This is a genomic window from Aestuariibaculum suncheonense (assembly GCF_014596935.1).
GTDB classification, from domain to species: Bacteria; Bacteroidota; Bacteroidia; order Flavobacteriales; family Flavobacteriaceae; genus Aestuariibaculum; species Aestuariibaculum suncheonense.
Genome location: NZ_JACVXC010000007.1, coordinates 1 through 23,574, shown reverse-complemented (window position 1 = coordinate 23,574; position 23,574 = coordinate 1). Strand labels below are relative to the sequence as shown.

19 protein-coding genes and 1 pseudogene are annotated in these 23,574 nt (G+C 36.2%); 18 read left to right on the top strand and 2 right to left on the bottom strand.

Translation table 11 applies throughout. From position 1 onward, the window contains the following. Nucleotides 1-34: 34 nt before the first annotated feature. From ICJ84_RS14800 to ICJ84_RS14780, 5 genes are all read left to right on the top strand, one after another. Entirely contained in the window at nt 35-2,410 is a 2,376-nt protein-coding gene (locus ICJ84_RS14800) for a TonB-dependent receptor (RefSeq protein ID WP_188217198.1), read from the top strand. Nucleotides 2,411-2,415: 5 nt separating this feature from the next. Continuing rightward, nucleotides 2,416-3,267 (top strand): DUF4249 domain-containing protein, encoded by an 852-nt coding sequence (locus ICJ84_RS14795; protein ID WP_188217197.1) that lies wholly within the window; start codon nt 2,416-2,418, stop codon nt 3,265-3,267. A 305-nt stretch (nt 3,268-3,572) separates the two neighbouring features. Continuing rightward, the gene (locus ICJ84_RS14790) at nt 3,573-4,085 is read left to right on the top strand and encodes an RNA polymerase sigma factor (RefSeq protein WP_188217196.1); all 513 of its coding nucleotides are present in this window, start codon (nt 3,573-3,575) and stop codon (nt 4,083-4,085) included. Nucleotides 4,086-4,143: 58 nt separating this feature from the next. Continuing rightward, entirely contained in the window at nt 4,144-5,070 is a 927-nt protein-coding gene (locus ICJ84_RS14785) for a FecR family protein (protein WP_188217195.1), read from the top strand. 62 nt (nt 5,071-5,132) lie between these two features. Beyond that, on the top strand, nt 5,133-7,487 hold the full coding sequence (locus tag ICJ84_RS14780; protein ID WP_188217194.1) for a TonB-dependent receptor plug domain-containing protein: 2,355 nt from the start codon (nt 5,133-5,135) through the stop codon (nt 7,485-7,487). Here ICJ84_RS14780 and ICJ84_RS14775 read toward each other — a convergent pair whose 3' ends face one another. Further along, complete coding sequence (locus tag ICJ84_RS14775) at nt 7,488-8,642, bottom strand: DNA polymerase III subunit (protein WP_188217193.1); 1,155 nt, start codon at nt 8,640-8,642, stop codon at nt 7,488-7,490. Between the two features lie 162 nt (nt 8,643-8,804). Between ICJ84_RS14775 and ICJ84_RS14770 the strand changes: the two genes are divergently transcribed. The 4 genes from ICJ84_RS14770 (at nt 8,805) to ICJ84_RS14755 (ending at nt 13,734) form a co-directional block, all read left to right on the top strand. Then, nucleotides 8,805-9,653, top strand: coding sequence for a T9SS type A sorting domain-containing protein (locus ICJ84_RS14770; RefSeq protein ID WP_188217192.1), 849 nt, complete (start codon nt 8,805-8,807; stop codon nt 9,651-9,653). Between the two features lie 223 nt (nt 9,654-9,876). Next, nucleotides 9,877-11,064, top strand: coding sequence for a phosphoglycerate kinase (locus tag ICJ84_RS14765; protein WP_188217191.1), 1,188 nt, complete (start codon nt 9,877-9,879; stop codon nt 11,062-11,064). A 79-nt stretch (nt 11,065-11,143) separates the two neighbouring features. Next, nucleotides 11,144-12,706, top strand: coding sequence for a lytic transglycosylase domain-containing protein (locus ICJ84_RS14760; protein WP_188217190.1), 1,563 nt, complete (start codon nt 11,144-11,146; stop codon nt 12,704-12,706). 20 nt (nt 12,707-12,726) lie between these two features. Continuing rightward, nucleotides 12,727-13,734, top strand: a complete 1,008-nt coding sequence (locus ICJ84_RS14755; RefSeq protein WP_188217189.1) for a DUF4837 family protein — start codon at nt 12,727-12,729, stop codon at nt 13,732-13,734. A gap of 85 nt (nt 13,735-13,819) precedes the next feature. On the opposite strand, the gene tatA is transcribed toward ICJ84_RS14755, so the two are convergent. Further along, nucleotides 13,820-14,002 carry a twin-arginine translocase TatA/TatE family subunit gene (gene tatA / locus ICJ84_RS14750; protein WP_188217188.1) on the bottom strand — a complete coding sequence of 61 codons (183 nt, stop codon included), beginning with the start codon at nt 14,000-14,002 and terminating at the stop codon, nt 13,820-13,822. Between the two features lie 118 nt (nt 14,003-14,120). On the opposite strand from tatA, the gene ICJ84_RS14745 reads away from it, so the two are divergent. The 9 genes and pseudogenes from ICJ84_RS14745 to ICJ84_RS14705 form a co-directional block, all read left to right on the top strand. Further along, on the top strand, nt 14,121-14,990 hold the full coding sequence (locus ICJ84_RS14745; protein WP_188217187.1) for a M23 family metallopeptidase: 870 nt from the start codon (nt 14,121-14,123) through the stop codon (nt 14,988-14,990). A 3-nt stretch (nt 14,991-14,993) separates the two neighbouring features. Next, nucleotides 14,994-16,487: a GH3 auxin-responsive promoter family protein gene (locus ICJ84_RS14740; protein WP_194408573.1), complete on the top strand. Its 1,494-nt coding sequence runs from the start codon at nt 14,994-14,996 to the stop codon at nt 16,485-16,487. Between the two features lie 37 nt (nt 16,488-16,524). Beyond that, the gene (locus ICJ84_RS14735) at nt 16,525-18,213 is read left to right on the top strand and encodes a DUF6909 family protein (protein ID WP_188217186.1); all 1,689 of its coding nucleotides are present in this window, start codon (nt 16,525-16,527) and stop codon (nt 18,211-18,213) included. Nucleotides 18,214-18,224: 11 nt separating this feature from the next. Then, complete coding sequence (locus ICJ84_RS14730) at nt 18,225-19,292, top strand: hypothetical protein (protein ID WP_188217185.1); 1,068 nt, start codon at nt 18,225-18,227, stop codon at nt 19,290-19,292. A gap of 17 nt (nt 19,293-19,309) precedes the next feature. Further along, nucleotides 19,310-20,350, top strand: a complete 1,041-nt coding sequence (gene rfbB, locus ICJ84_RS14725) for a dTDP-glucose 4,6-dehydratase (protein WP_188217184.1) — start codon at nt 19,310-19,312, stop codon at nt 20,348-20,350. Continuing rightward, entirely contained in the window at nt 20,351-21,220 is an 870-nt protein-coding gene (gene rfbA, locus ICJ84_RS14720; protein ID WP_188217183.1) for a glucose-1-phosphate thymidylyltransferase RfbA, read from the top strand. Then, complete coding sequence (gene rfbC / locus ICJ84_RS14715) at nt 21,217-21,762, top strand: dTDP-4-dehydrorhamnose 3,5-epimerase (RefSeq protein ID WP_188217182.1); 546 nt, start codon at nt 21,217-21,219, stop codon at nt 21,760-21,762. The genes rfbA and rfbC overlap by 4 nt, the downstream gene beginning before the upstream one ends. Then, nucleotides 21,759-22,652 (top strand): dTDP-4-dehydrorhamnose reductase, encoded by an 894-nt coding sequence (gene rfbD / locus ICJ84_RS14710; protein ID WP_188217181.1) that lies wholly within the window; start codon nt 21,759-21,761, stop codon nt 22,650-22,652. Before rfbC ends, rfbD begins: the two co-directional genes overlap by 4 nt. Before the next feature lie 480 nt (nt 22,653-23,132). Further along, nucleotides 23,133-23,574, top strand: a pseudogene (locus ICJ84_RS14705) (hypothetical protein); the annotation flags it as partial.

The following is a 23,574-nucleotide window of genomic DNA, read 5'->3' as shown; positions in this document are numbered from 1 at the left end:
TAAAAACGTTTAACCTTAAAGTAAATTAATTTTCATGAAGCACATTGTGTTTAGCTTATGTATGTTGTTTAGCTGTGTCATTTTGGCGCAGGATAAATTTACCATCCGGGGTATTTTAAAAGATAAGGCCAATGGAGAAACGATTATTGGTGCAACAGTCTTTTTGCAAGGCACGTCTAACGGAGCCATTACCAATGAATACGGTTTTTATTCGCTAACAGTTCCCAAAGGAGATTACACGCTTTTGGTATCTTATTTGGGGTATAATACGATTACTAAAACTATTAATTTAACAGCCGATATAACCTTAGATTTTGAGTTGGAAGAATCGGCTACCTCATTAAATGAAGTGGTTATTGTTGCCGAAGAATCCGAGCAAATTGCCATTAAAAAGCCTCAAATGAGCGTTTCTAAACTAAATGCGGGTACGATTAAGCAGATTCCTGTGGTTATGGGTGAAGTAGATGTTTTAAAATCTATTCAAACCTTACCAGGTGTCACGAATAATGGAGAAGGCTCTTCCGGGTTTAATGTGCGTGGTGGTGCTGTGGATCAAAACTTAGTGCTTCTCGATGAAGCTATTATTTACAACACATCTCACTTTTTTGGTTTCTTTTCCGTATTTAATGCCGATGCTATAAAAGACATTAAGCTTTATAAAGGCGATATCCCGGCTAATTTTGGAGGTAGAGTGTCTTCGGTGTTAGATGTGCGTCAAAAGGACGGAAACAGCAAGAATTTTAGCCTAAATGGCGGTATAGGATTAATTTCAAGTAGACTTGCCGCAGAAGGGCCTGTGTTTGGAGATAAAGGCTCTTTTTTAATTGCCGGAAGATCATCATATGCGCATTTGCTTATGAAAGCCATAGAAGACTTAAAAGACGATAAAATTTCCTTTTACGATTTAAACTTAAAGACAAATTATCAGATTAACGATAATAACCGTATTTATCTGTCGGGCTATTTTGGCCGTGATGTCTTTAATCTATCCACGGTTATTGAAAATAACTACGGTAATGCTACAGGAAATGTAAGATGGAATCACATTTTTAACGATAAGTTGTTTTCAAATTTATCGCTGATTTACAGTAAATACGATTATCAAATCATTCTTGATTTTATTGAATTGGATTGGGTAGCCGATATTAAAAATTACAATCTAAAGTACGATCTAAAATATTACTTAAATGATAAGATTAACTTGGATTTTGGAGTTAGCGGGATTACTTATAATCTGAATCCAGGCGAGGTGAAGCCAAGTTCTGAAAGCTCATCCATTAATTATTTAAAATTAGATGATAAACGCGCTTTTGAAGGTGGTTTGTACGTGAGTGCCGAACACGAAATCACAAAGAATTTATCGGCGCAATACGGTTTACGTTTCAGCTCGTTTTCCAGATTGGGAGGTCAGAGTATGACGAATTATGTAAACGACCAGCCAGTCGTTTATAACCCTGAATTGGATATTTACGAACGTGGTGAAGCTTCTGGTGATACCTATTATAAAAAGGGGGAGCGTATTAAGAATTTCAGCAATTTCGAGCCGCGCTTAGGGTTGTCTTATCAACTGGATAATAATACGGCATTAAAAGCGAGTTATACCAAATCATCACAGTATTTGCACTTATTATCGAACACGTCTTCGGTAACACCTTTAGATGTCTGGACACCTAGCGGACAATACATAAAACCGCAAATATCTAATCAGTATGCGATGGGGTATTTTAGAAAGTTTAAGAATAACACCTATGCTTTAGAATTGGAAGCTTATTACAAGGCCATCGATAACCGAATTGATTACATTGACGGCTCTGATTTAATTGGAAATAATAACATAGAAACCGAAATTTTAAACGGAGAAGCACGTGCTTACGGATTAGAGCTGTTACTTAGAAAGAACAAAGGGAATTTTACAGGATGGTTTGCTTATACCTTGTCGAAATCTGAGCAGCGTACCTTAGGAGGAAAAGCTGGCGGACCAGGAATAAACAATGGTAATTGGTACAACACCCCTTACGACAGAACTCATGATATTTCTGTAACAGGAAGCTATAAATTGAATGAAAAATGGAATTTCAGTTCGAATTTAGTTTTTCAAACGGGACGACCAGTAACCTATCCAAACGGACAGTATACTTACGAAGGACTATCGGTAGCGACTTATACCAATAGAAACGAAGATCGCTTACCAAGTTACCACAGGTTAGATGTATCGGCAACATACAAACCCAACAGAAAGCCAGATAACCGCTGGAAAGGTGAGTGGGTTTTTGGTATTTATAACGTATATAACCGAAGGAATGCCGCTTCTGTATCGTTTAATCAGAACGATCAAACGGGCTTAAATGAAGCCACTCGAATTTCAATTTTCGGAATGATTCCTTCTGTAAGCTATAATTTTAAATTTTAAACACAATGCAACGATATATAAAAAACATAGCGGTACTAATTCTGGCAAGTTTAAGTTTATTAGCTTGTGAAGATGTGATTGATGTTGAAGTACCAACAGGTGAAATTCGATTAGTTATTGAGGCGTCTTTAGACTGGGAAAAAGGGACTTCCGGAAATAGTCAAACCATTAAATTAAGTACATCAACACCGTATTTTGAAATTACAAATAATACAGCAGTTACCAATGCGTCTGTAAGAGTAACGAATTTGGATACGAATGAAGTCTTCAGTTTTACCAATCAAAACGATGGAACGTATACAACCACAAGCTTTGTGCCTGTTGCGAATAATCAGTATCAACTAGAAGTGGTATACAATAACGAAACCTACACAGCTATTGAAAACTTAATGCCAGTTCCAGATATTAATACGGTTAATCAGTCGGTTGATGGAGGTATAGATCCAGATTTGTTAGAAGTTAATATTTATTTTGATGATCCAGCCGATGAGGATAATTTCTATTTAATCCGCTATTACGAGCAGGGGGATTTATTTCCTTATTTCGAAGATTATTCAGATGAATTTTCAAACGGAAATGAAATTCATGATTTTTTTGAGAAGGAAGAAGATGATGATAATGATCAAGCCGAATTTCAGCCAGGAGATACGGTAGATATTAATCTTTATGGCATTTCAGAACGTTATTATAATTATATGCGTATTTTAATCGAGCAGTATTATTCAGGAGGCAATCCGTTTTCTTCAAATGGGGTTCAGTTAAAAGGAAACTGTGTGAATATTACTAATGAAGATAATTATCCGTATGGTTATTTTAGAGCTACACAAGTGGTAAAAACCAGTTATACGTTTCAGTAAAACAATAAACAATAGAAATAAAAGCGAAAAGTCGGCGAATTTGAAACATGGTCTAATAGCAGAAAACCTTGTGACAAATTCGCTTTTACTCTTCTTCACTTAAAATACTCCAGCATAAGTTTTTGCTATTAAACCAGTCTTGGAGGTTAAGATTTTGGGAACAAAAAAAGGATCAACTCACTAGAATGTTCTAGGTCATTAAAAATCTCTCGTTTATACTAAAACAGTTGTAAGTGAATTTACCCTACTTTTTATTTTAATTTTTTTAAATTTGATAACCAGGCCCCTAAGCTTTTTATCAAATTATGGATAAAGAACAGCAATCTGTTTGCGAGCAGAAAACGTATGAATATCTCTTTAATATGTATTCGGAGACGTTGTATAACTTCATTTATTATAAATGTGGCGATCAACAACAAGCCGAAGATATTGTTCAGGAAGCCTATATTAAACTTTGGAAGAACTGTTCTAAAGTACTCTTTTCAAAAGCAAAATCTTATCTCTATACCGTAGCCAGAAATGGTTTTTTAAACGACGTAGCGCATCAAAAAATTGTTTTGGAGCATCAGTCTCAACAGGTGAAACAAAATAATATGGAAACCCCTGAATTTGTTATGGAAGAGCAACAGTTCATGGAAAAATTAAAACGAGCCATTGCTAATTTACCGGAAAAACAACGCGAAGTATTTTTGCTAAGTAGAATCGATAAGAAAAAATACAGTGAGATCTCAGAGATTGTAGGTATCTCTGTAAAGGCTGTAGAAAAGCGTATGAGTCAGGCCTTAGAAGCATTACGACAACAAATAGTTGAAATTTAAAATAAAAAGTAGGGTAAAGCCTTAATGAACTGTTTTACAAGTATAATAATTATTCTGTATGGAGGCGTTTAACAGAGATGAATCGTTTTTAGCACGCTGGATTGCTGGTGAATTAACCAGTGAAGAGCTTGATAACTTCAGAAATTCTGAAGATTATGCCTTATATGTTAAAATTAATGATGCCTCACAAACCTTAAAAATTCTAGAGTTTAATAAAGCAGAAGTTTATTCAAAACTTAAAAAGAATACCGTACAATCTATTGTTAAGACAAAAGTAAAGCGATTGGTTCCCAAATGGGCTTATGCCGCGGCAGCGATCCTTATTTTAGCTTTTGGCCTGTTTTATTTCAGCTTAAGAGAAACTCAATTTACGACTGGATTTTCGCAGCAGTTGACCCTCCTACTTCCAGATGCGTCTAAGGTACAGTTAAACGCTAATTCAGAATTATATTTTAAAACTTTTAACTGGAAAGATCACCGTATTCTAAATCTTAAAGGAGAAGCCTTTTTTGATGTTGAAAAAGGACAAACCTTTAAAGTATTGACGTCGCAGGGTTATGTAGAAGTATTAGGTACAGAATTCAATGTCATAGCTCGTGAAGGGTATTTCGAGGTCTTGTGTATAGAAGGTAGTGTACAAGTGACGAGTCTGCCGTCAAAACAACAAACGGTTCTAGTGCGGGGTAAAGCAATTCGTGTACTAAATAACGCTTTTGAAACCTATAATTTTAATGTGAATGAACCCAGTTGGGTGATTGGTGAAAGTACGTTTTACGATACCCCATTAAAACAGGTCCTGATTGCTCTGGAAAATCAGTATCAAATAACGGTTGACGATGCACAAGTAGATTTAAACAAACGTTATACAGGAGGATTCACTCATAAAGATTTAAATCTGGCTTTGCGAACGATTTTAATCCCTATGGACTTCACTTATACTTTTGATGCCGATAAGCGTGTTATAGTTCTGAAATCAAGTAACTGATATTAAATTCATAATATTATTTTAAATTTAAGCTGTTATTTTGAATGAACTTAACCGTGTAAATGAAATATAAATTAACGTTTTTCTTCTTGTTGATTTCATTTTCTGTGCTTTCTCAACAAAAAGCATCGGTTAGCTATTCAAATGTTCCAATAGCTCAGGTTTTTATGGATTTAGAGTCTAAATTCAATGTAAAATTCTCCTATAATGCGAAGTTAATCGGTGAGCAAGTGATTAACTTAAATGCTGAAGAAGTCACTTTAGAAGCGCTTTTATTCGATATTGAAGCGCTTATCGATATTACATTTACCAAGGAAACGGAACGGTATTACACGGTTCAAAAAATAAAAAACAGAAGCTTAACCGATACGCAACATTTAGATCAGGTGGTAGTAAAAGAATACATAACTACCGGAATTAGTGAAAATAGCGACGATACATCCATTATCTTATCTCCAGAAAAATTAGGTATTTTACCCGGCTTAACCGAACCAGATGTATTGCAAAGTATTCAGTTGTTACCCGGTGTTCAAAGTCATACAGAAACGGCATCGGGTTTGTTTATCCGAGGAGGAACACCTGATCAGAATCTGGTGCTTTGGGATGGCATTAAAATGTATAATTCCGGGCATTTCTTTGGAACAATTTCAGCATTAAACCCTTATATCACTCAGGATATCAAATTGTATAAAAACGGAACGAAAGCGCGTTATGGAAACCGTATTTCAGGTGTGATTGATATCACTTCTGATGATGATATTCCGGAAAACATTACTGGAAGTTCAGGGTTTAATATGACGCATACCGATGCGAATTTAAAAATCCCTTTAAGTAAAAAGGCGGCTGTTATGATTTCCGGGCGACGCTCTTTTGCTGATATTTTTAACACGGAAACTTTCAGAAATTTATCGAAGCGCGTATTTCAGGAGACTAAAATATCCGAAGGGAATAAAGTATTTGAAGATGATGAAGTCACTACGACCAAAGACTTATTTTATTTTAACGATTTTACGGTAAAGTTCATTGTAAAACCCAATGCCTATAATACGTTTTTGGTGAGTAATTTATTCACTAAAAATAAGCTCGATTATGGCTTTTTAATAGAGGCTTACGACGAGGCTTCTCAAGATCAATTAGATATTAAAAATCAAGGAACTAGTTTTAAATGGAACCACAAATACAATGCGCGTTTTTCACATGAATTTAGTGCGTATTATTCAAATTACGATTTTGAATACACAGGAACCAATTCGATAACAGATGAATTTAATGACCTATTGAATAAGCAAAATGGAGTAGAGGATTTGGGTTTTGCTTTCGACGGCAATTATGAGTTGAATGCTATGTCTTCCGTAGGATTTGGGTTTCAGTTTTCGTCTAATCATGTAAAATATGCGTTGCGTTTTGAAGATAGCGAAAGTCCGGAAGACAACTACAATGAATCGAATATAAAAACCAATAATAATCATGCGGTTTATGGTGATTATAAATATCACGTATTAGATAAATGGCTGTTTAATTTTGGGCTGCGAGCCAATTATTTTTCGGTGGTTGATCGATTGTTCTTCGAACCGAGATTTCAATTGGAAACACGGCTATTACCACATTTAAAATTCAAAAGTTCAGTTGAGAATTTGCATCAATCTGTTAGTCAGGTAATAGAGTTTAACACACAGGAATTTGGCCTGGAAAATCAAATATGGGTATTGTCAGATGGAGAAGATATTCCGGTTTTAAAGAGTTTTCAGATCACTTCAGGCTTTGTTTTTGATAAATCGGGCTGGCAGTTAGATGTTGAAGGCTATTATAAAAATATTGATGGTTTAACTTCGTTTACTTTAGGGTTTGACAACATTGATAACTTTTTTTCTAAAGGAAAAAGTAAGGTTTTAGGATTGGATGTCTTGGTAAAAAAGAAAATTCATAATTACAGAACCTGGTTAAGTTATTCGCTGATGGATAATGATTTTACGTTTAACACTATTAATGAAGGTCGTTCGTTTTCTGGTAACGCCGATATTACGCATCATCTTAATTGGTCGCACACTTACGAATGGAAGCATTTTGAGGTGTCTTTAGGCTGGAATATACGAACCGGTATTCCTTACACTAAGGCTAATGGGTTACTAGATACTCCTGATGGCCCTGTTATTGATTTTGAAGACACCAATGGGGCAAGATTACCAAAGTATCATAAACTGGATATTTCTGCGACGTATACATTTAATTTTTCTGAAAACGGACGTTGGAAAGGTAAATTAGGTGCTTCGGTTCTAAATGTTTACAATCAAAGAAATGTGCTCAGCCGAAAATATGAAATACGCCAAAGTGCAGAAGACGATAGTTTTGTACTTCGAGAAATCAATAAAAACGCCTTGGGAATAACACCAAATTTATTATTCAGAATCGATTTTTAATTAGTCCTGTTTTTTGTGAAGCAAACGGGTAAGTTTGATAGATAAATCTGTTAAAATGATTTTAGCATTTCCATTACGTTCAATATGGTAAATGGCGTCCTGTAACTCCTCGCTAATTTCCATAATATTGTTACCGTGTATGAAAGGCGCGAAATTCTCCAGTTTAAACTTCTCGGTTTTGGGCTCCAAATACACCAAATCGTTGGCGTTGTAATTCAGTAATAGGGCTTGTCTGAAAAAGTCGATACAAAATTGAAGAAATTGTTTTTGTGTTTCTCTACCGGTTTTAGAAATGTCTTCGCTCCAAGAAATTAAATCGTGAATGGCGGCTTTATTACCTTTGGCTTTAAAGGCACTGCGTACCCAGAAAATAAACCAGGTTTCAAACTGAATATCTTCAGAATCCTGATAAACCAAATCACAGGCTTTATTGTAGTTGCCGTTAGATTGATGTGCAATTTTAGTCGCGGCAGCATCGTTTAAATCATATTTCTTTTTAAGGGTTTCCTTGATCACATCTTCAGCTAATGGCGGAAAATGCAAGACCTGGCAACGGGAACGAATGGTGTTAATAATTTGCTCTTCGTCTTCGGCAATTAGAATAAATATCGTTTTGCTCGGAGGTTCTTCAATCAGTTTTAAAAGCTTATTGGCGGCCGCGATATTCATCTTTTCAGCCATCCAGATAATCATCACTTTATATCCGCCTTCATACGATTTTAAGGACAGGGCTTTTACAATATCCTGAGCTTCATCAACGCCAATTTGTCCTTGTTTGTTATCAACACCTAAAAGTTTGTACCAGTCAAACAGATTGCCGTAAGGCTGTTCTTTTAAAAGCTGGCGCCATTCTTCAAGATAATGACTGGACACCGGATGACTTTTAGCCTTTTCACTGGTGGTTACCGGAAAGGCAAAATGCAAATCGGGATGCGACAGATTATTGAATTTTAGGTTACAAGATGCGTTGCCAGAAGTGTTTTCGCTATTGCTGTTATGACAAAGAATATATTGTGCGTAAGCAATAGCCATGGGTAACGTACCCGAACCTTCCGGACCGACAAACAGTTGTGCGTGTGGAATTCGACCATTATCAACACTTTGTGTTAAATGGGATTTTATGTAATCCTGACCTAAAATTTCTGAAAATAGCATGAGACAAATATAACCGAATTCACAAAAGAAATCATACCAAGTACTGCAATAAGACTAAATAACAGGCAGATTGTCGAATTTGTGTTGTGTTAATGCGTTTTTCTTTTAGTTTTGATAAACCTCATTAATCTATTCATTATTAGTTGTTTAAAATTAAGAGTCATGAACAAAACTACTATTACTTTTCTTTTTATGGTGGCCTGTTCGTTTATTCTAGGGGCTCAGGCATACAAACAGGGTTTCGATGCCAGTACCAAAGACAATTGGGTGTATTCAACTAATATTCCATTTTATTCCAAACAAAACGGCACCGATATATGGGGAAGGTCTTCCCAGGCCAATGGAAGAATTCCCAGAGCATTTTCAGGGCCTAGTTATATTGCGGGACGAGATTTAGATAATGAGTATTCTCAAGCTGTAACCGGTTTGGCTTCACCAGAACATATGTTGTTGTTTAATCCGGTAGCATTAAATGGTGCACCGGCCGATATCGTTTTTCGTGTGCAGTATGTGAATTTGAAAGCTTCAGATTATATCTATTATGAAGTGGCTTTTGACAATGAAAATAATTGGAATCGTTATGATGCTCATGAAGACATATTTAAAACCAATTTGAGCGGTAATTTCAATTCCCAAGGATGGAAAGAAATAACGTATAATGTGCCGTCGGGACATCAGTATGTGCGTATGCGACTGGTTATTTATCAAAATGGAAATGCTTATTTAGGGTTTGATGATTTCGAATTGAATATGAAAACCTTGTCGTCGAATGATTTGAATATTGAAGGATTTTCTTTCGGACCAAATCCCACAAAAGGGAATTTAAAGCTGAAAGCCAATGTTGGTTTTGATTACGTGAGTATTTATAACGTGTTAGGTAAAGAAGTGTTGAGTCAAGCGATTGGTTCAAATGAAGTGAACTTAGATTTAACACACCTTCCGAATGGCATTTTTATCGCTAGGGTGATTTCCGGAAAATCTTCAAAAAGTGTAAAAATTATTAAAAAATAAGTCTAAATTCAATAATTAATTTAAGAATCCGGGTAGCTTTTGGAAGTTGCTCGGATTTTGTTTTCAATCAAAAAGTGAAGTATTCTAGATTTAAATGTAAAATTGTCGCTCTGATTTATTTTTTTAATAATTCTTTGTGAATTACATCGTTTTCGTAAAAAAAGGCGTTTTAAAGCTGTTTTTAATTAGTTACATTTGTGAATCAAATTAATTAAGAACAAGAATGAAAACGCTAAACGATTTTAACTTCAAAGATAAAAAAGCACTTATCCGTGTGGATTTTAATGTGCCTTTAGATGAAAATTTCAATGTTACAGATGCAACGCGAATTGTTTCTGCCAAGCCAACCATTATAAAGGTTTTAGAAGATGGTGGAAGCTGTATTTTAATGTCGCATTTAGGGCGTCCGAAAGGCGTTCAGGCAGAATTTTCATTAAATCACATTGTTCCTAAAGTATCTGATATTTTAGGTGTTGAAGTGAAATTCGTTTCAGAGTGTGTAGGAGAAAAAGCTGAAGCTGCTGCAGCAAGCTTACAGCCAGGTGAGGTATTAATCCTTGAAAATTTACGTTTCCACAGTGAGGAAACTGCTGGAGATAAAGCATTTGCCGAGCAGTTAGCGAAATTAGGAGATATTTACGTTAATGATGCTTTTGGAACAGCGCACAGAGCACATGCTTCAACAACGATTGTGGCTGAGTTTTTCCCGGATCAAAAATGTTTCGGAAGTTTATTGGCTCAGGAAATAGAAAGCATCGATAAGGTGATGAAAACGGGAGAAAAACCTGTTCTAGCGATTCTTGGAGGCGCAAAAGTATCATCAAAAATCACCATTATTGAAAATATTTTAGATAAAGTAGACCACCTGATTATCGGTGGTGGTATGGCGTTCACGTTTATTAAAGCACAAGGTGGAAAAATTGGAAATTCTATTTGTGAAGATGATAAAATGGAATTGGCTTTAGACATTTTAAAACAAGCGAAAGAAAAGAATGTTCAGGTACATATTCCGGTTGATACTATTGCCGCGGATGCTTTTAGTAATGATGCGAATACGCAGGAAGTAGATATCGATAAAATTCCTGACGGATGGGAAGGTGTAGATGCTGGTCCAGAATCAAGAAAGCAATTCCACGATGTGGTGATGCAATGTAAAACAATCCTTTGGAATGGTCCTTTAGGCGTTTTCGAAATGGAAAGCTTTGCTCAAGGAACTATTGAATTAGGAAATTCAATTGCTGAAGCAACTAAAAACGGAGCGTTCTCTCTTGTTGGAGGAGGTGATTCTGTAGCCGCGGTTAAGCAATTTGGATTCGAAGATAAAGTAAGCTATGTAAGTACCGGAGGTGGTGCTATGCTTGAAAGTTTAGAAGGAATTGTGCTGCCTGGAATCGCGGCAATTCTGGAATAAATGGAATTAAGTTTTTAATTTAGCTTAAAAAATACGATTTTAGCCATATCATCGTTCAATAACGTAATGAATTGATTTTATGGCTTTTCGCATTTTTATATTTATATGTTTTTTTTCGTTTTCGGGAGCTTTCTCGCAAACTAAGGCTGCTGTGGGTGAAGAACAGGATGATATTTCTCAAAAGAATGTCATTTCAAAGGATTCTTTAGTTGATGGAAAAACACCAGCAGTAACACGCGTTTTATTTCAAAACGACTCCCTTTTAATTCAAAAGTTTGAAGATAATTTTTTAGCGGCAGGTGTCGATGAGAAGTGGTTAGAAGAGCTTTACAGCAACTCCCTTTACGATACGGTTTACAATGCAGTTACCGAAATTAATTTTGAGGAGGTAGAATATCCGGAGTTACCAACCGATACTTTAAAGGCGAGATTAGCCTTGTTAAACGCCAAAACACCGTTTAATGTCGAGTACAACGCGAGTTTAGAAAGCGTTATAAAATCCTATTTAAAAAATCGCAGAGACTTACTTCAGCGCTTAATTAATTTAAGTGCGTTTTATTTTCCAATGTTCGAACGCGAACTGGATAATTACGGTTTACCTTTGGAAATTAAATATCTGGCAGTTGTAGAATCGGCGTTAAAACCACGTGCAAAATCCAGAGTAGGAGCAACCGGTTTATGGCAGTTTATGTTTAGTACCGGAAAAATGTACGGACTAGATGTTAGCAGTTATGTTGATGAACGCAGTGACCCGATAAAATCTACCGAAGCGGCTGCAAAATACCTGTCTAAACTATATGAAATTTTTGGTGACTGGGATTTAGCTCTAGCAGCCTATAACTCAGGCCCAGGTAATGTAACCAAAGCGATAAGACGTTCTGGAGGTTATCAAAACTATTGGAATATCCGACATAATTTACCACGAGAAACGGCAGGCTATCTTCCAGCGTTTTTAGCAAATATGTATATTTTTGAATATGCCCAAGAACACGGATTTACAAAACCCAGGCCTGAAGTTGCGTATTTTGAAACCGATACGATTCGCGTTAAGCAAATGATTACTTTGGATCAGGTTTCTGAAGTTACCGGAGTGGCTATGGAAGAGCTTCAGTTTTTAAATCCGTCTTACAAATTGGATATCATTCCGTTTATAAAGGATGAAAATTACACTTTGCGTTTACCTAGAACCGTTATTGGTGATTTTGTAACCAATGAGGAGCAAATTTATGCCTTTGCTAAAGCGGAATTTGATAAACGAGAAAAGCCTTTACCTCAGTTTTTTGAAGCCGATACAAAAACGGTTTACAAGGTGCGTTCGGGCGATTTCCTAGGGAAAATTGCCAGAAAATACGGGGTTCGTGTGAGTCAGATTAAACAATGGAACGGTCTGCGAAGTAACGATTTAAGAATTGGTCAACGATTAACCATATACCCTAGAAATCCTCATGCCACGGTAGCCAGCAGCACGTCATTGAAATCCGTTTCGGCGAATGCAACCACCTATGTTGTAAAGAGCGGAGACACGCTTTGGGGCATTTCACAAAAATTTCCTGGAGTTTCTGTTCAAAATATTAAAGATTGGAACGGTATTAGTGGTAATACTTTAAAACCAGGAATGAAACTTAAAATATCTAAAGGATAATTCCTTAAATTTATCGAACTATGCGAAATCTTTTTGTTTCAATTTTAACCTTATTACTTGTAGTCTCTTGCGGCGATAAAAAGTCGTCCGACAAAAAAATTGTATTAGATTCATCTGGAAACATCAATAATGTTTCAGTAATTTTAGAAAACGATTTATGGGATGGTAGTATTGGTGATGCGATTAGAAATGTATTAGCAGCGCCAATTTATGGACTTCCGCAAGATGAGCCAACGTTTACTTTAAGTCAAATACCGCCTTCAGTATTTTCGGGTTTTGTAACTAAAAATCGAACCATTTTGAAAATTGAAATGGGAAAAGAATCTGAAATACAGTACTTGGATAATGTGTATGCTCAGCCTCAAAAGGTGATTGTGGTTTCCGGAAAAGATCGAAAGGAAATCATTGATGTCATCAATGAGAATGGTGCTAATATTGTAGATACGTTCAGGACCATGGAATTAAAGGAAAGACAACGCCAAATGGCAAAATCACCGCATAAATTTGAGGTTATCGAACAAAAACTAGGTTTTACTATTCAGTTTGATGCTGCGTATTTTATAGCCAGAGAGGCCGATGATTTTTTCTGGATCAGAAAGGATATCACTACAGGAACCACGAATCTTCTTCTTTTTACAGTGCCGTTACATGCTATTAAGAAGAATGATAGTTTAGCTAATCAAATCATTAAAATCAGAGATTCCGTAGCGAAAGCATATATAAAAGGAAGGCAAGATGGTGAGCTGAAATCTAATGGAGAAAAAATAGAGTCTTATATGACTACCGAATTGGCTTATGCGCCTTTCGTTTCGGAAACAATGGTAAATAACAAATTTGCTATAGAAACCCGGGGCATCTGGGATTTAAAGAATGATTTCATGGGCGGACCGTTTTTAAATTATGCTATTGAAGATAAGGCCAATAAACGTTGGGTGATTATCGAAGGGTTTGCTTTCGCGCCATCTGTGGAGAAACGCGATTATATGCTGGAGCTGGAATCTATCATTAAATCGGTTAAAATAGATTAAAAACAGGCTATATGAACACATAAAAAAACCAGCATGATAAACTTTATCATGCTGGTTTTTTTATGTATAAATAATAAGCTTGTAATTATTGCTTATCTTCTTTTTTGTCGTCGTCTTTACTAGCGTCTTTAAATTCTTTAATACCGCTTCCTAGTCCTCTCATTAATTCAGGGATTTTTTTACCTCCAAATAACAATAAAACTACTATAACTATTAGAGCTATCTGTAACGGGCCAATAGCGCCTAAAAATATACTTGATGAGATCATAATTAAAAATTTAGTTCCGCAAAGTTAATAATTAAAGTTTAATAAAAACGTTATTAACAATAACTTTAGAATAAAGCAAAGCCATCATCCTATAATTTTAATTATTTTTGTTTTTATCATGGAGGATAAAAAGAAAAGACCCAAAAAAATAAAACGCAAATTACTCGATAAGTACCGATTAATTATTCTTAACGAGAATACTTTCGAAGAGCGCTTATCGCTTAAATTAACTCGCTTAAACGTGTTTGTTTTGGCGTCGTTGTCAGCTATATTTTTAATGATTATTACCTGTTTAATCATTGCTTATACCCCTCTGAGAGAATATATACCAGGTTATTCCTCTGCGGCATTAAAAAAGAAGGCTACAGAGCTTAACTATAAAACAGATTCCTTACAACGCGTTTTAGCGTTAAACGATCGTTATTTTGAGTCTATAAAGCAGGTATTAAAAGGCGATGTAAGTGTGTCTGACGTAAATAAGGATTCTATCATTCAGGCGGTGAAATTGGAGGCAAGTCAAGTGGATTTTGCGCCAAGTGCTGAAGATTCTTTGTTAAGAGAAAAAGTTGATAAAGAGGATAAGTATAACCTATTCGAATCTGCCACATCGGCATCTAACTTTGTATTGTTTTCTCCGGTTAACGGAACCATTAGTGAACCATATAATTTAAAGGAAAAGCATTATGCAGTAGATATTGTAGTGGCTAAAAATACACCAATTAAATCGGTGGCCGATGGTATTGTTATCTTTGCAGAATGGACGCCCAGCACAGGTTATGTGGTCATTATTGAACATAGTTACGGATTAATTTCAGTGTATAAACACAATGCATCACTAACCAAAAGTCAGGGCGACCTGGTTAAAGCGGGAGAAGTTATCGCAACTTCGGGTAATGAAGGCGAGTTATCTACCGGCCCGCATTTACATTTTGAACTTTGGAATGACGGATATCCGGTTAATCCAACTAATTTTATAGATTTTAACTAACATATGATTTCATTAAAATCGGTATTGGCAAAACCATTTGCTAAGCGTGTATATAAAAGTGTTTTAAAGTGGGCCAATAGCCCCATTGAAACTCAGGATAAGGTGTTTCAGGCGTTAATTTCGGATGCCGCAGGTACAGCTTTTGGAAGAGATCATGATTTTGTGAGTATAAATAATCATGCCGATTTTGTAAAACGTGTCCCGATTCGAGATTATGAGGCTTTAAAATCTTATGTAGAACGCGTGGTTGCAGGTGAAGAAGACGTGCTTTGGAAGGGTAAACCTTTGTATTTTGCGAAAACGTCTGGTACGACATCAGGGGCTAAATACATTCCGATAACCAAGCAAAGCATGCCATATCACGTGGAAGCAGCTCGAAATGCGATTTTGCTATATATTCAGGAAACCGGGAACAGTAAGTTTGTTGATGGTAAAATGATTTTCCTCCAGGGGAGTCCGATTTTAAAAGAGCAAAACGGCATTCAGTTAGGAAGATTATCAGGAATTGTAGCGCATTATGTGCCTAAATATCTTCAAAAAAACCGATTGCCTTCCTGGGAAACGAACTGCATAGAAGATTGGGAAACCAAGGTCGATGCCATTGTTGAAGAAACCTTACCAGAGAATATGACGGTGATTTCCGGAATCCCATCTTGGGTGCAAATGTATTTTGAAAAACTTCAGCAAAAAACCGGAAAGAAAGTCGGTGATGTTTTCAAGAATTTCAATCTGTTTATTTTCGGAGGGGTGAATTATGAACCTTACAGAGCCAAGTTTGAAAATCTTATCGGGCGTAAAGTAGATAGCATTGAATTATATCCGGCCAGTGAGGGTTTTTTTGCGTATCAAGATAGACAAAACGAAAAAGGGATGCTGTTGTTGTTGAACTCAGGAATCTTTTATGAGTTCATAAAGGCCGATGAGTTTTTTAATGAAAACCCAAAGCGTATTACTATTAAAGATGTGGAAATCGGCGTAAATTATGTGATGATTATTTCCACTAACGCCGGACTTTGGGGGTACAATATTGGCGATACGGTTCAGTTTACGTCTACAAAACCGTATCGCGTGATTGTTTCCGGAAGAATTAAACATTTTATTTCAGCTTTTGGGGAGCATGTTATTGGTAAAGAAGTGGAACAGGCCATGCAGGAAGCGATTTCTGAAACCAACATAAGAGTCTCTGAATTTACTGTGGCACCTCAAATTAATCCGGATGAGGGTTTGCCATATCACGAATGGTTTATAGAATTTGAAAATGAACCAGATGATTTAGCTGATTTGGCAAAACGCATTGATGCGTCCCTTCAAAAACAAAATGTGTACTATTTCGATTTAATAGAAGGTAAGGTATTACGGCCTTTAGTAATTCGAAAAGTTAAAAAGGACGGATTTAAAAACTATATGAAATCGATAGGTAAACTGGGCGGACAGAACAAGTTACCGAGATTATCGAACGACAGAAGCATTGTTGAGGGTTTTCCTCATGTCGATTAACCGAAATAATAGTATATTTGGCGGAATATTAAGACGTATGAGTAATAGAAAACATCACGAAAGAACACGAGCTCAGGAGAGTTCGAACGCTATCGAGCGGATGTATATTACTATGCGTCATTTATTTAACCGCGGGTTTTATAAACCTATGGGGGTTTCGGGAGAAACCTTAAGGCAATCCTTGTTGCTTTTGCGTCCGGAGATCTATGGGTCTATTGGAGATGAAAAGGCTGAGCTTGAAGGACTACTTTATGTTATAGATCGGCTTCCTATGGGAATTGAAGAATGTATGTTTATCAATTTAACCAGCGATGAAGGCTATTTAAATTCGCATTTTAAACCCATAATTCCTTCAAAACGTCGTCGTAACTGTTATCGTATTGATGCGGAACAAATGAATATCGAAATTACACGCGGACGTTCGGAAATCTACGATATTTTAACCCATTTAACCTTTCTTTTTGTTGAATCGCATAAGATTAGCAAACGCGTTGTTATAAACGAATCGGGGGCGACGACTCGCGATTGGACAAAACTTGAAAATGCGGTTCTATCGAATAAAAAATTAACGCAGGAAGAGCGTGAAGTCGCTATTACGCATACTGCAAATATTTTAGGAAGAACTTTCAATGAGTTGATGACAGTTTACAATCAATTTGCTGTTGAAAATCAGCCGGAACGGTTTTTACATATCATTTATTGGGTAGGTAAATTAGCCATAGAAGAGCAAACCACAACTAATAAACGGACTGTAACCTTTAGTCCGATGCTTAGAGAGCGTATTGGGCATCATATACATGGTGAAATTTGGTCGGACACCATAAAGGATATGCTTTATAAAGAAGGGCTTTTACAACGCCCCATTCATATTATAAGTGCCAATATGCACAGTGTGATGAATACCTTATTCACGCCAAATGCTTTAAAACCTTTGGTATCTAAAAAGGATATTTTTAGCGTTTACGAGGATTTAAGCAATAAAGATAATGAAGCACTTCGAAGTAAAGTGAATAAGGAAGCTTTACAACGAGGTATGACGTATATAAAGGACACATCAGGAACGAATATTGATGTTCAGATTTTTGACACTAGTAAAATAGATGTTTCCAAGATTGATATTCCTGTAAATGCTGAATATATACAAGATAAAAAGCCTGTGATTTTGGTCATGGATTATGCGTTTGGAGAACAAGCCTATGAAACCATTGATGAGCTTTTAAAACCATATAAGGTTAAAGGAAAGGACCTGTATTTGAATGTGGATTCGGTGTCCATAATGGGAAAAGCGGGAATCTTACAGGGCGGAAAAGGAGATATCATGATTCCTACAGCACATATTTTTGAAGGTACCGCAGATAATTATCCGTTTAACAATGAGCTTCTAAAGAAAGATTTGGAAAATCAAGGGGTTGCTGTTTACGAAGGCGCCATGATTACCGTTTTAGGAACGTCATTACAGAATAAAGATATTCTGAAGTTTTTCCATAATTCCAGCTGGCGAGTGATTGGTTTAGAGATGGAAGGAGCGCATTATCAAAAAGCCATTCAGGCAGCCTCAAAAGTAAGAGGCAGCATTGGTAAAGATGTGAAGGTGAGATATGCCTATTACGCCAGTGATAATCCGCTTGAAACAGGAGCCACTTTAGCATCCGGAGGCTTAGGGACGTCTGGAGTAAAGCCAACCTATTTAATCACAAGAAAGATATTAGAACAAATTTTCAATTAATAATTTAATGTATGAGTAAAGAATTGCAAAACCCGCAGCAATCATCAGAAGAAGTCGATTTAGGACAGTTGTTTAAGTTAATAGGTAATGCTTTCGACCGCTTTTTTAAGTTTATAGCTTCTATTTTTAAAGGCCTTTTTAGTGTTGTTTTGATGCTATTAATACACTTTTATAAGCGGTTTTTATGGTATGTGGGCGCTGTAGTTTTAGGCGTTGTTGTTGGGTTTATTATAGATAAGAATTCTGATAAGCTATACGGAGCCAATTTGTTTATTGAAACGAATTTTAATTCAGCTCGTCAGGTGTATGAAAATATTAGACAATTACATGAATTAGCGTCCAAAGATCAAGATTCTGTTGAATTGGGGAGTCGTTTAGGAATTACATCTCAGGAAGCTGCTAAAATTAAAGGCTTCTACATTGAACCCGATATTGATGAAAATAAAGTTGTGGAAATGTATTCTGAGTTTTATATGCATTTAGATTCTTTATCCAGAACCGAAATGACCTATGAACAATATAAATCGTCATTAACTGCTTATAATTTTAAAATCCACCAAATAGGTGTAGCATCCACAAATAAAGGGTTGTATCAAAAAATAGAAAAGCATTTTGTAAAAGAGTTGAGTAATAATGCTTATTTAGAGGAATTATCAGAGGTTAATACGCAAAACTTAAAGCGAAAAGATCAGACATTATCAACTCAGCTTAAAAAGAATGATTCGTTGGTAGATGTGTATCTAAAAATACGTTTGAAAAAATCTGATAAAGAACCAGTGCAAGGTTCCGGAACTAACCTATATATGGGGAATGCGGAGTCTAACGGATTGATTGTTGATGAATCTAAACTTATTGATAAACGCTTGGAATTGGAAGCACAACGACGTGCTGTTTATGAGGATTTGGTAGAGCAAAAAAATGTGATTAACGTATTGTCAGGGTTTCCAAAGACAGGTTATGATATCAGAGCATGGACAGATAAAATGAAATTTTTATTGCCTTTAATTTTCTTAGGGGTAACATTGCTGAGTTTTATAATCTTAGGTTTGGGCCAATATTTAAAAGAGCAAACAAAATAAAGTTTAGAAAAAGGATAATGAATGTTTTAATAACAGGAGGTGCTGGATTTATAGGGTCTCATGTGGTACGGTTATTTGTTGAGAAGTATCCGGATTATAATATTTATAATTTGGATGCATTAACTTATGCTGGTAATCTGGAGAATCTTAAAGATATTGAAGGTTTTCCTAATTATACATTCATTAAAGGCGATATCAATGATTCCGGTTTTATAAATCAACTTTTTCAAGACTATCAATTTGATGCAGTAATTCATTTGGCAGCCGAATCACATGTTGATCGCTCCATTAGTGACCCGTTAGCGTTTGTAAAGACTAATATTATAGGCACGGTTAATTTACTAAATGCAGCTAAAGAGACTTGGGCTGATAATTTGGAAAATAAGTTGTTTTATCATATTAGCACAGATGAAGTCTATGGTACGTTAGGGGAAGGTTTGTTTAAAGAAACGACCGCTTACGATCCTAATTCACCATATTCCGCTTCAAAAGCGAGCTCCGATCATTTTGTTCGTGCTTATGGAGAAACCTATGGTCTGCCCCACATCATAACGAACTGTTCAAATAATTATGGGCAGAATCAGTTTCCTGAAAAGCTCATTCCCTTATTCATTAATAATATTATTAATAACAAATCGCTTCCCGTTTATGGCGATGGAAATTATACGCGAGACTGGCTCTATGTAAAGGATCATGCTTTAGCTATTGATTTGGTGTTTCACAAAGGGGAGCATGGAGAAACCTATAATATAGGAGGGTTTAATGAGTGGAAAAATATCGATTTGGTGAAGGTGTTATGTGCTCAAATGGATAAGAAGCTGAGTAGGCCTGTAGGAACTTCTGAAGAATTAATAACCTACGTTAAAGATCGTCCAGGTCACGATTTGAGATACGCTATTGATGCTTCCAAAATTAATACCGAATTAGGGTGGAAGCCATCAGTAACTTTTGAAGAAGGCTTGGAAATAACCATTGATTGGTATTTAAAAAATGAAAAATGGTTGAATAATGTCACTAGTGGAGAATATAAGAACTACTATAAAAAGCAGTATAGTTAAATGAAGGGGATAATTTTAGCAGGAGGTTCAGGGACGAGATTACATCCATTGACATTATCAGTAAGTAAGCAGTTAATGCCTATTTACGATAAGCCTATGATTTATTATCCGTTATCGACCCTTATGTATGCTGGAATTCGGGAAGTCTTGATTATTTCAACACCTAAAGATTTACCACTTTTTAAAGACTTATTGGGTGATGGTGAAAAGTATGGTTGTAAATTTGATTATGCCGTGCAGGAAGAACCCAACGGCTTAGCTGAAGCATTCTTAATTGGAGAAGACTTTATAGGAGATGATAAAGTCGCGTTAATTCTTGGAGATAATATATTTTATGGAACAGGCCTAACAAAGCTGTTACAGGCTAATAATAGTCCTGATGGCGGCATTATTTATGCCTATAGAGTTCATGATCCGGAACGTTATGGCGTTGTTGAATTTGATAATGCCGGGCAGGTTATTTCCATAGAGGAAAAACCGGAACAGCCAAAGTCCAATTATGCGGTTCCAGGTATTTATTTTTATGATAATTCGGTAGTCGAAATCGCTAAGAATATAAAACCGAGTCAAAGAGGAGAACTAGAAATTACAGACATTAATAAAGCTTATCTTGAACGTAATAAATTACATGTCAGTGTTTTAGATCGAGGTACTGCCTGGCTCGATACAGGGACCTTTCAATCTTTGATGCAGGCGTCGCAATTTGTAGAAGTCATTGAGGAGCGTCAAGGCCTGAAAATAGGGGCTATTGAGGGGGCTGCCTATGAAATGGGGTATATTAATGAAGACCAATTTAAAGCCTTGGCAGAGCCTTTATTGAAGAGTGGCTACGGAAAGAATTTATTGGGTTTATTGAATAAAACACAATGATAGTAAAAGAAACAAAATTGAAAGGCTGTTTTATTATTGAGCCTAAAATTTTTAATGATACCAGAGGGTATTTTTTTGAGAGTTTTAATCAAAAAACCTTCAATAAACTTACGAATCAGAACGTGAATTTTGTTCAGGATAACGAGTCGTTTTCTTCAAAAGGGGTGCTCAGAGGACTTCATTATCAAACAGGAGACGATGCTCAGGCCAAATTGGTAAGAGTCATTAAAGGGCGTGTTTTAGATATTGCGGTTGATCTTAGAAGAGGTTCTGATACCTTTGGAGAATACGAAGCTTTAGAGTTAACAGAAGACAATAAAATGCAGTTGTTTATCCCGAGAGGTTTCGCTCACGGATTTGTGGTGTTAAGTGATACCGCTATATTGTTGTATAAATGCGATAATTTCTATAATAAAGGGTCTGAAGGCGGTATTATTTTTAATGATATCCATTTAAATATAGACTGGCAATTGCCTGAAGAAGAGTTGCTGATTTCAGAGAAAGACTTGCTACTACCTACATTAAAAGATGCTAAGCTATGATAAATGTGTTAGTTACTGGAGGACAAGGGCAGTTAGCATCTTGTATCAAAGATGTTGAGGTTGAATATGATAATTTAAATATTATCTATACCGATTCAGAAGCCTTGAATATCTGTAATGTAAGCCAGGTACAATCTTTTTTTAAATCATATGATATAGATTATTGCATTAATTGTGCGGCCTATACGGCAGTCGATAAGGCTGAAGAGGAGAAAGAGTTGGCATTTAAAGTTAATGCAGAAGGCCCTAAAAACTTAGCGTTGGCATGTAAAGAACATAACGTTGTTTTAATTCACATTTCTACAGATTTTGTTTTCGATGGTACTAATAGAGAACCTTATACAGAAGAGGACAAAACTAATCCTATAAGTGTATACGGGGCTTCTAAATTACAGGGAGAAATTGAAATACAGAATATACTAGAGGAACATTTTATTATTCGAACGTCCTGGTTGTATTCGGAGTATGGTTACAATTTTATGAAAACGATGTTGCGTTTGTACTTCGATCTTTCGACAAGCTCAAGACAGGCTAAGCTCAGTACGACAACAGATGGAGAAATTAGCGTGGTTTCCGATCAAATCGGGACACCAACCTATGCGGGTGATTTGGCTATGGTGATACTTGAAATTATCAATAGAGGATCAAAGGCTTATGGATTGTACCATTACAGTCATGAAGGCGCTATTTCTTGGTACGATTTTGCTAAGGCTATTTTTGAGTTTTCAAATATTCTAATAAACGTCAATCCGATATCCACAGCGGCCTATCCTAGAGCTGCCAAGCGTCCGCCTTACAGTGTGTTAAATAAAGCGAAGATTCGAAAAACCTTTAATGTTACTATTCCTGACTGGCACATTCGTTTAAAACAGATTTTGGAAGGTCTGTAGGGTTAAAAGATTCTGTATATTAGCGGCCTTTGAATTCGTTTAGGTCATTTCAAAATATCAACCCCCAAATGAAGCACCAAATTTTATAAACAATCCTCAAATTAAGGCTTTTAAGTACGGGAGTGTATGGTTTTAGTACTGTTTACGGGTGTGATATACAACTCCTTTTTGGGAGGTGATGTCTGTAATCCCTGTCATGACGCGAGTTTTCAGCTTGGTCTATTCGTTTTACATGCTTAAAACACATTTTCTTTTCATACTATTACCATACTGTATCTATGCTTTATCTATGCTAAAGCATAGCTTAATCTATACGGAAGCCATACTTAAGCGTAGCATTCACCTTTACTCACTTAGCATTTACGGCACCAAGGGGTGAAAATGGCATCAATGACCTTTTATGGCATGGATGACCTCTTGAATTTGAATACCTTAACAAATAGTTCTTGTTTTGTTTTAAATCATAAAGACCTATTTATTATGGCAAAACAAACAGGAATTATTAAATTAAAAGGAGCTCTAGGCGATCTTTCCTTTTACAAAACGAGCGACGGGCATCTTGCCCGTATTAAAAGCGGTGTAGATGCTAACAAAATTGCTACTGATCCTGCGTTTCAAAGAACCCGTGAGAATGGTATGGAATTTGGGCGTGCAGGTAAAGGTGGCAAGGTAATTAGACATGCCATTCGCGTATTATTACAGCATGCGAGAGACAAGAGAGTGGTTAGCCGACTGGCTAAAACGTTACTTGCAATTATTAAAACCGATCCTATTAATGGTCGAGGTGACAGAACCATTACGGCTGGTAATATGCATTTGTTGAATAAGTTTGAATTTAATAGTAATGTGCAAAAACCGGCTATATTGAGCCACCCACAGCGGATTAAAGTGAGCATAGCGCGGCTGATGAAACTGAGCCACC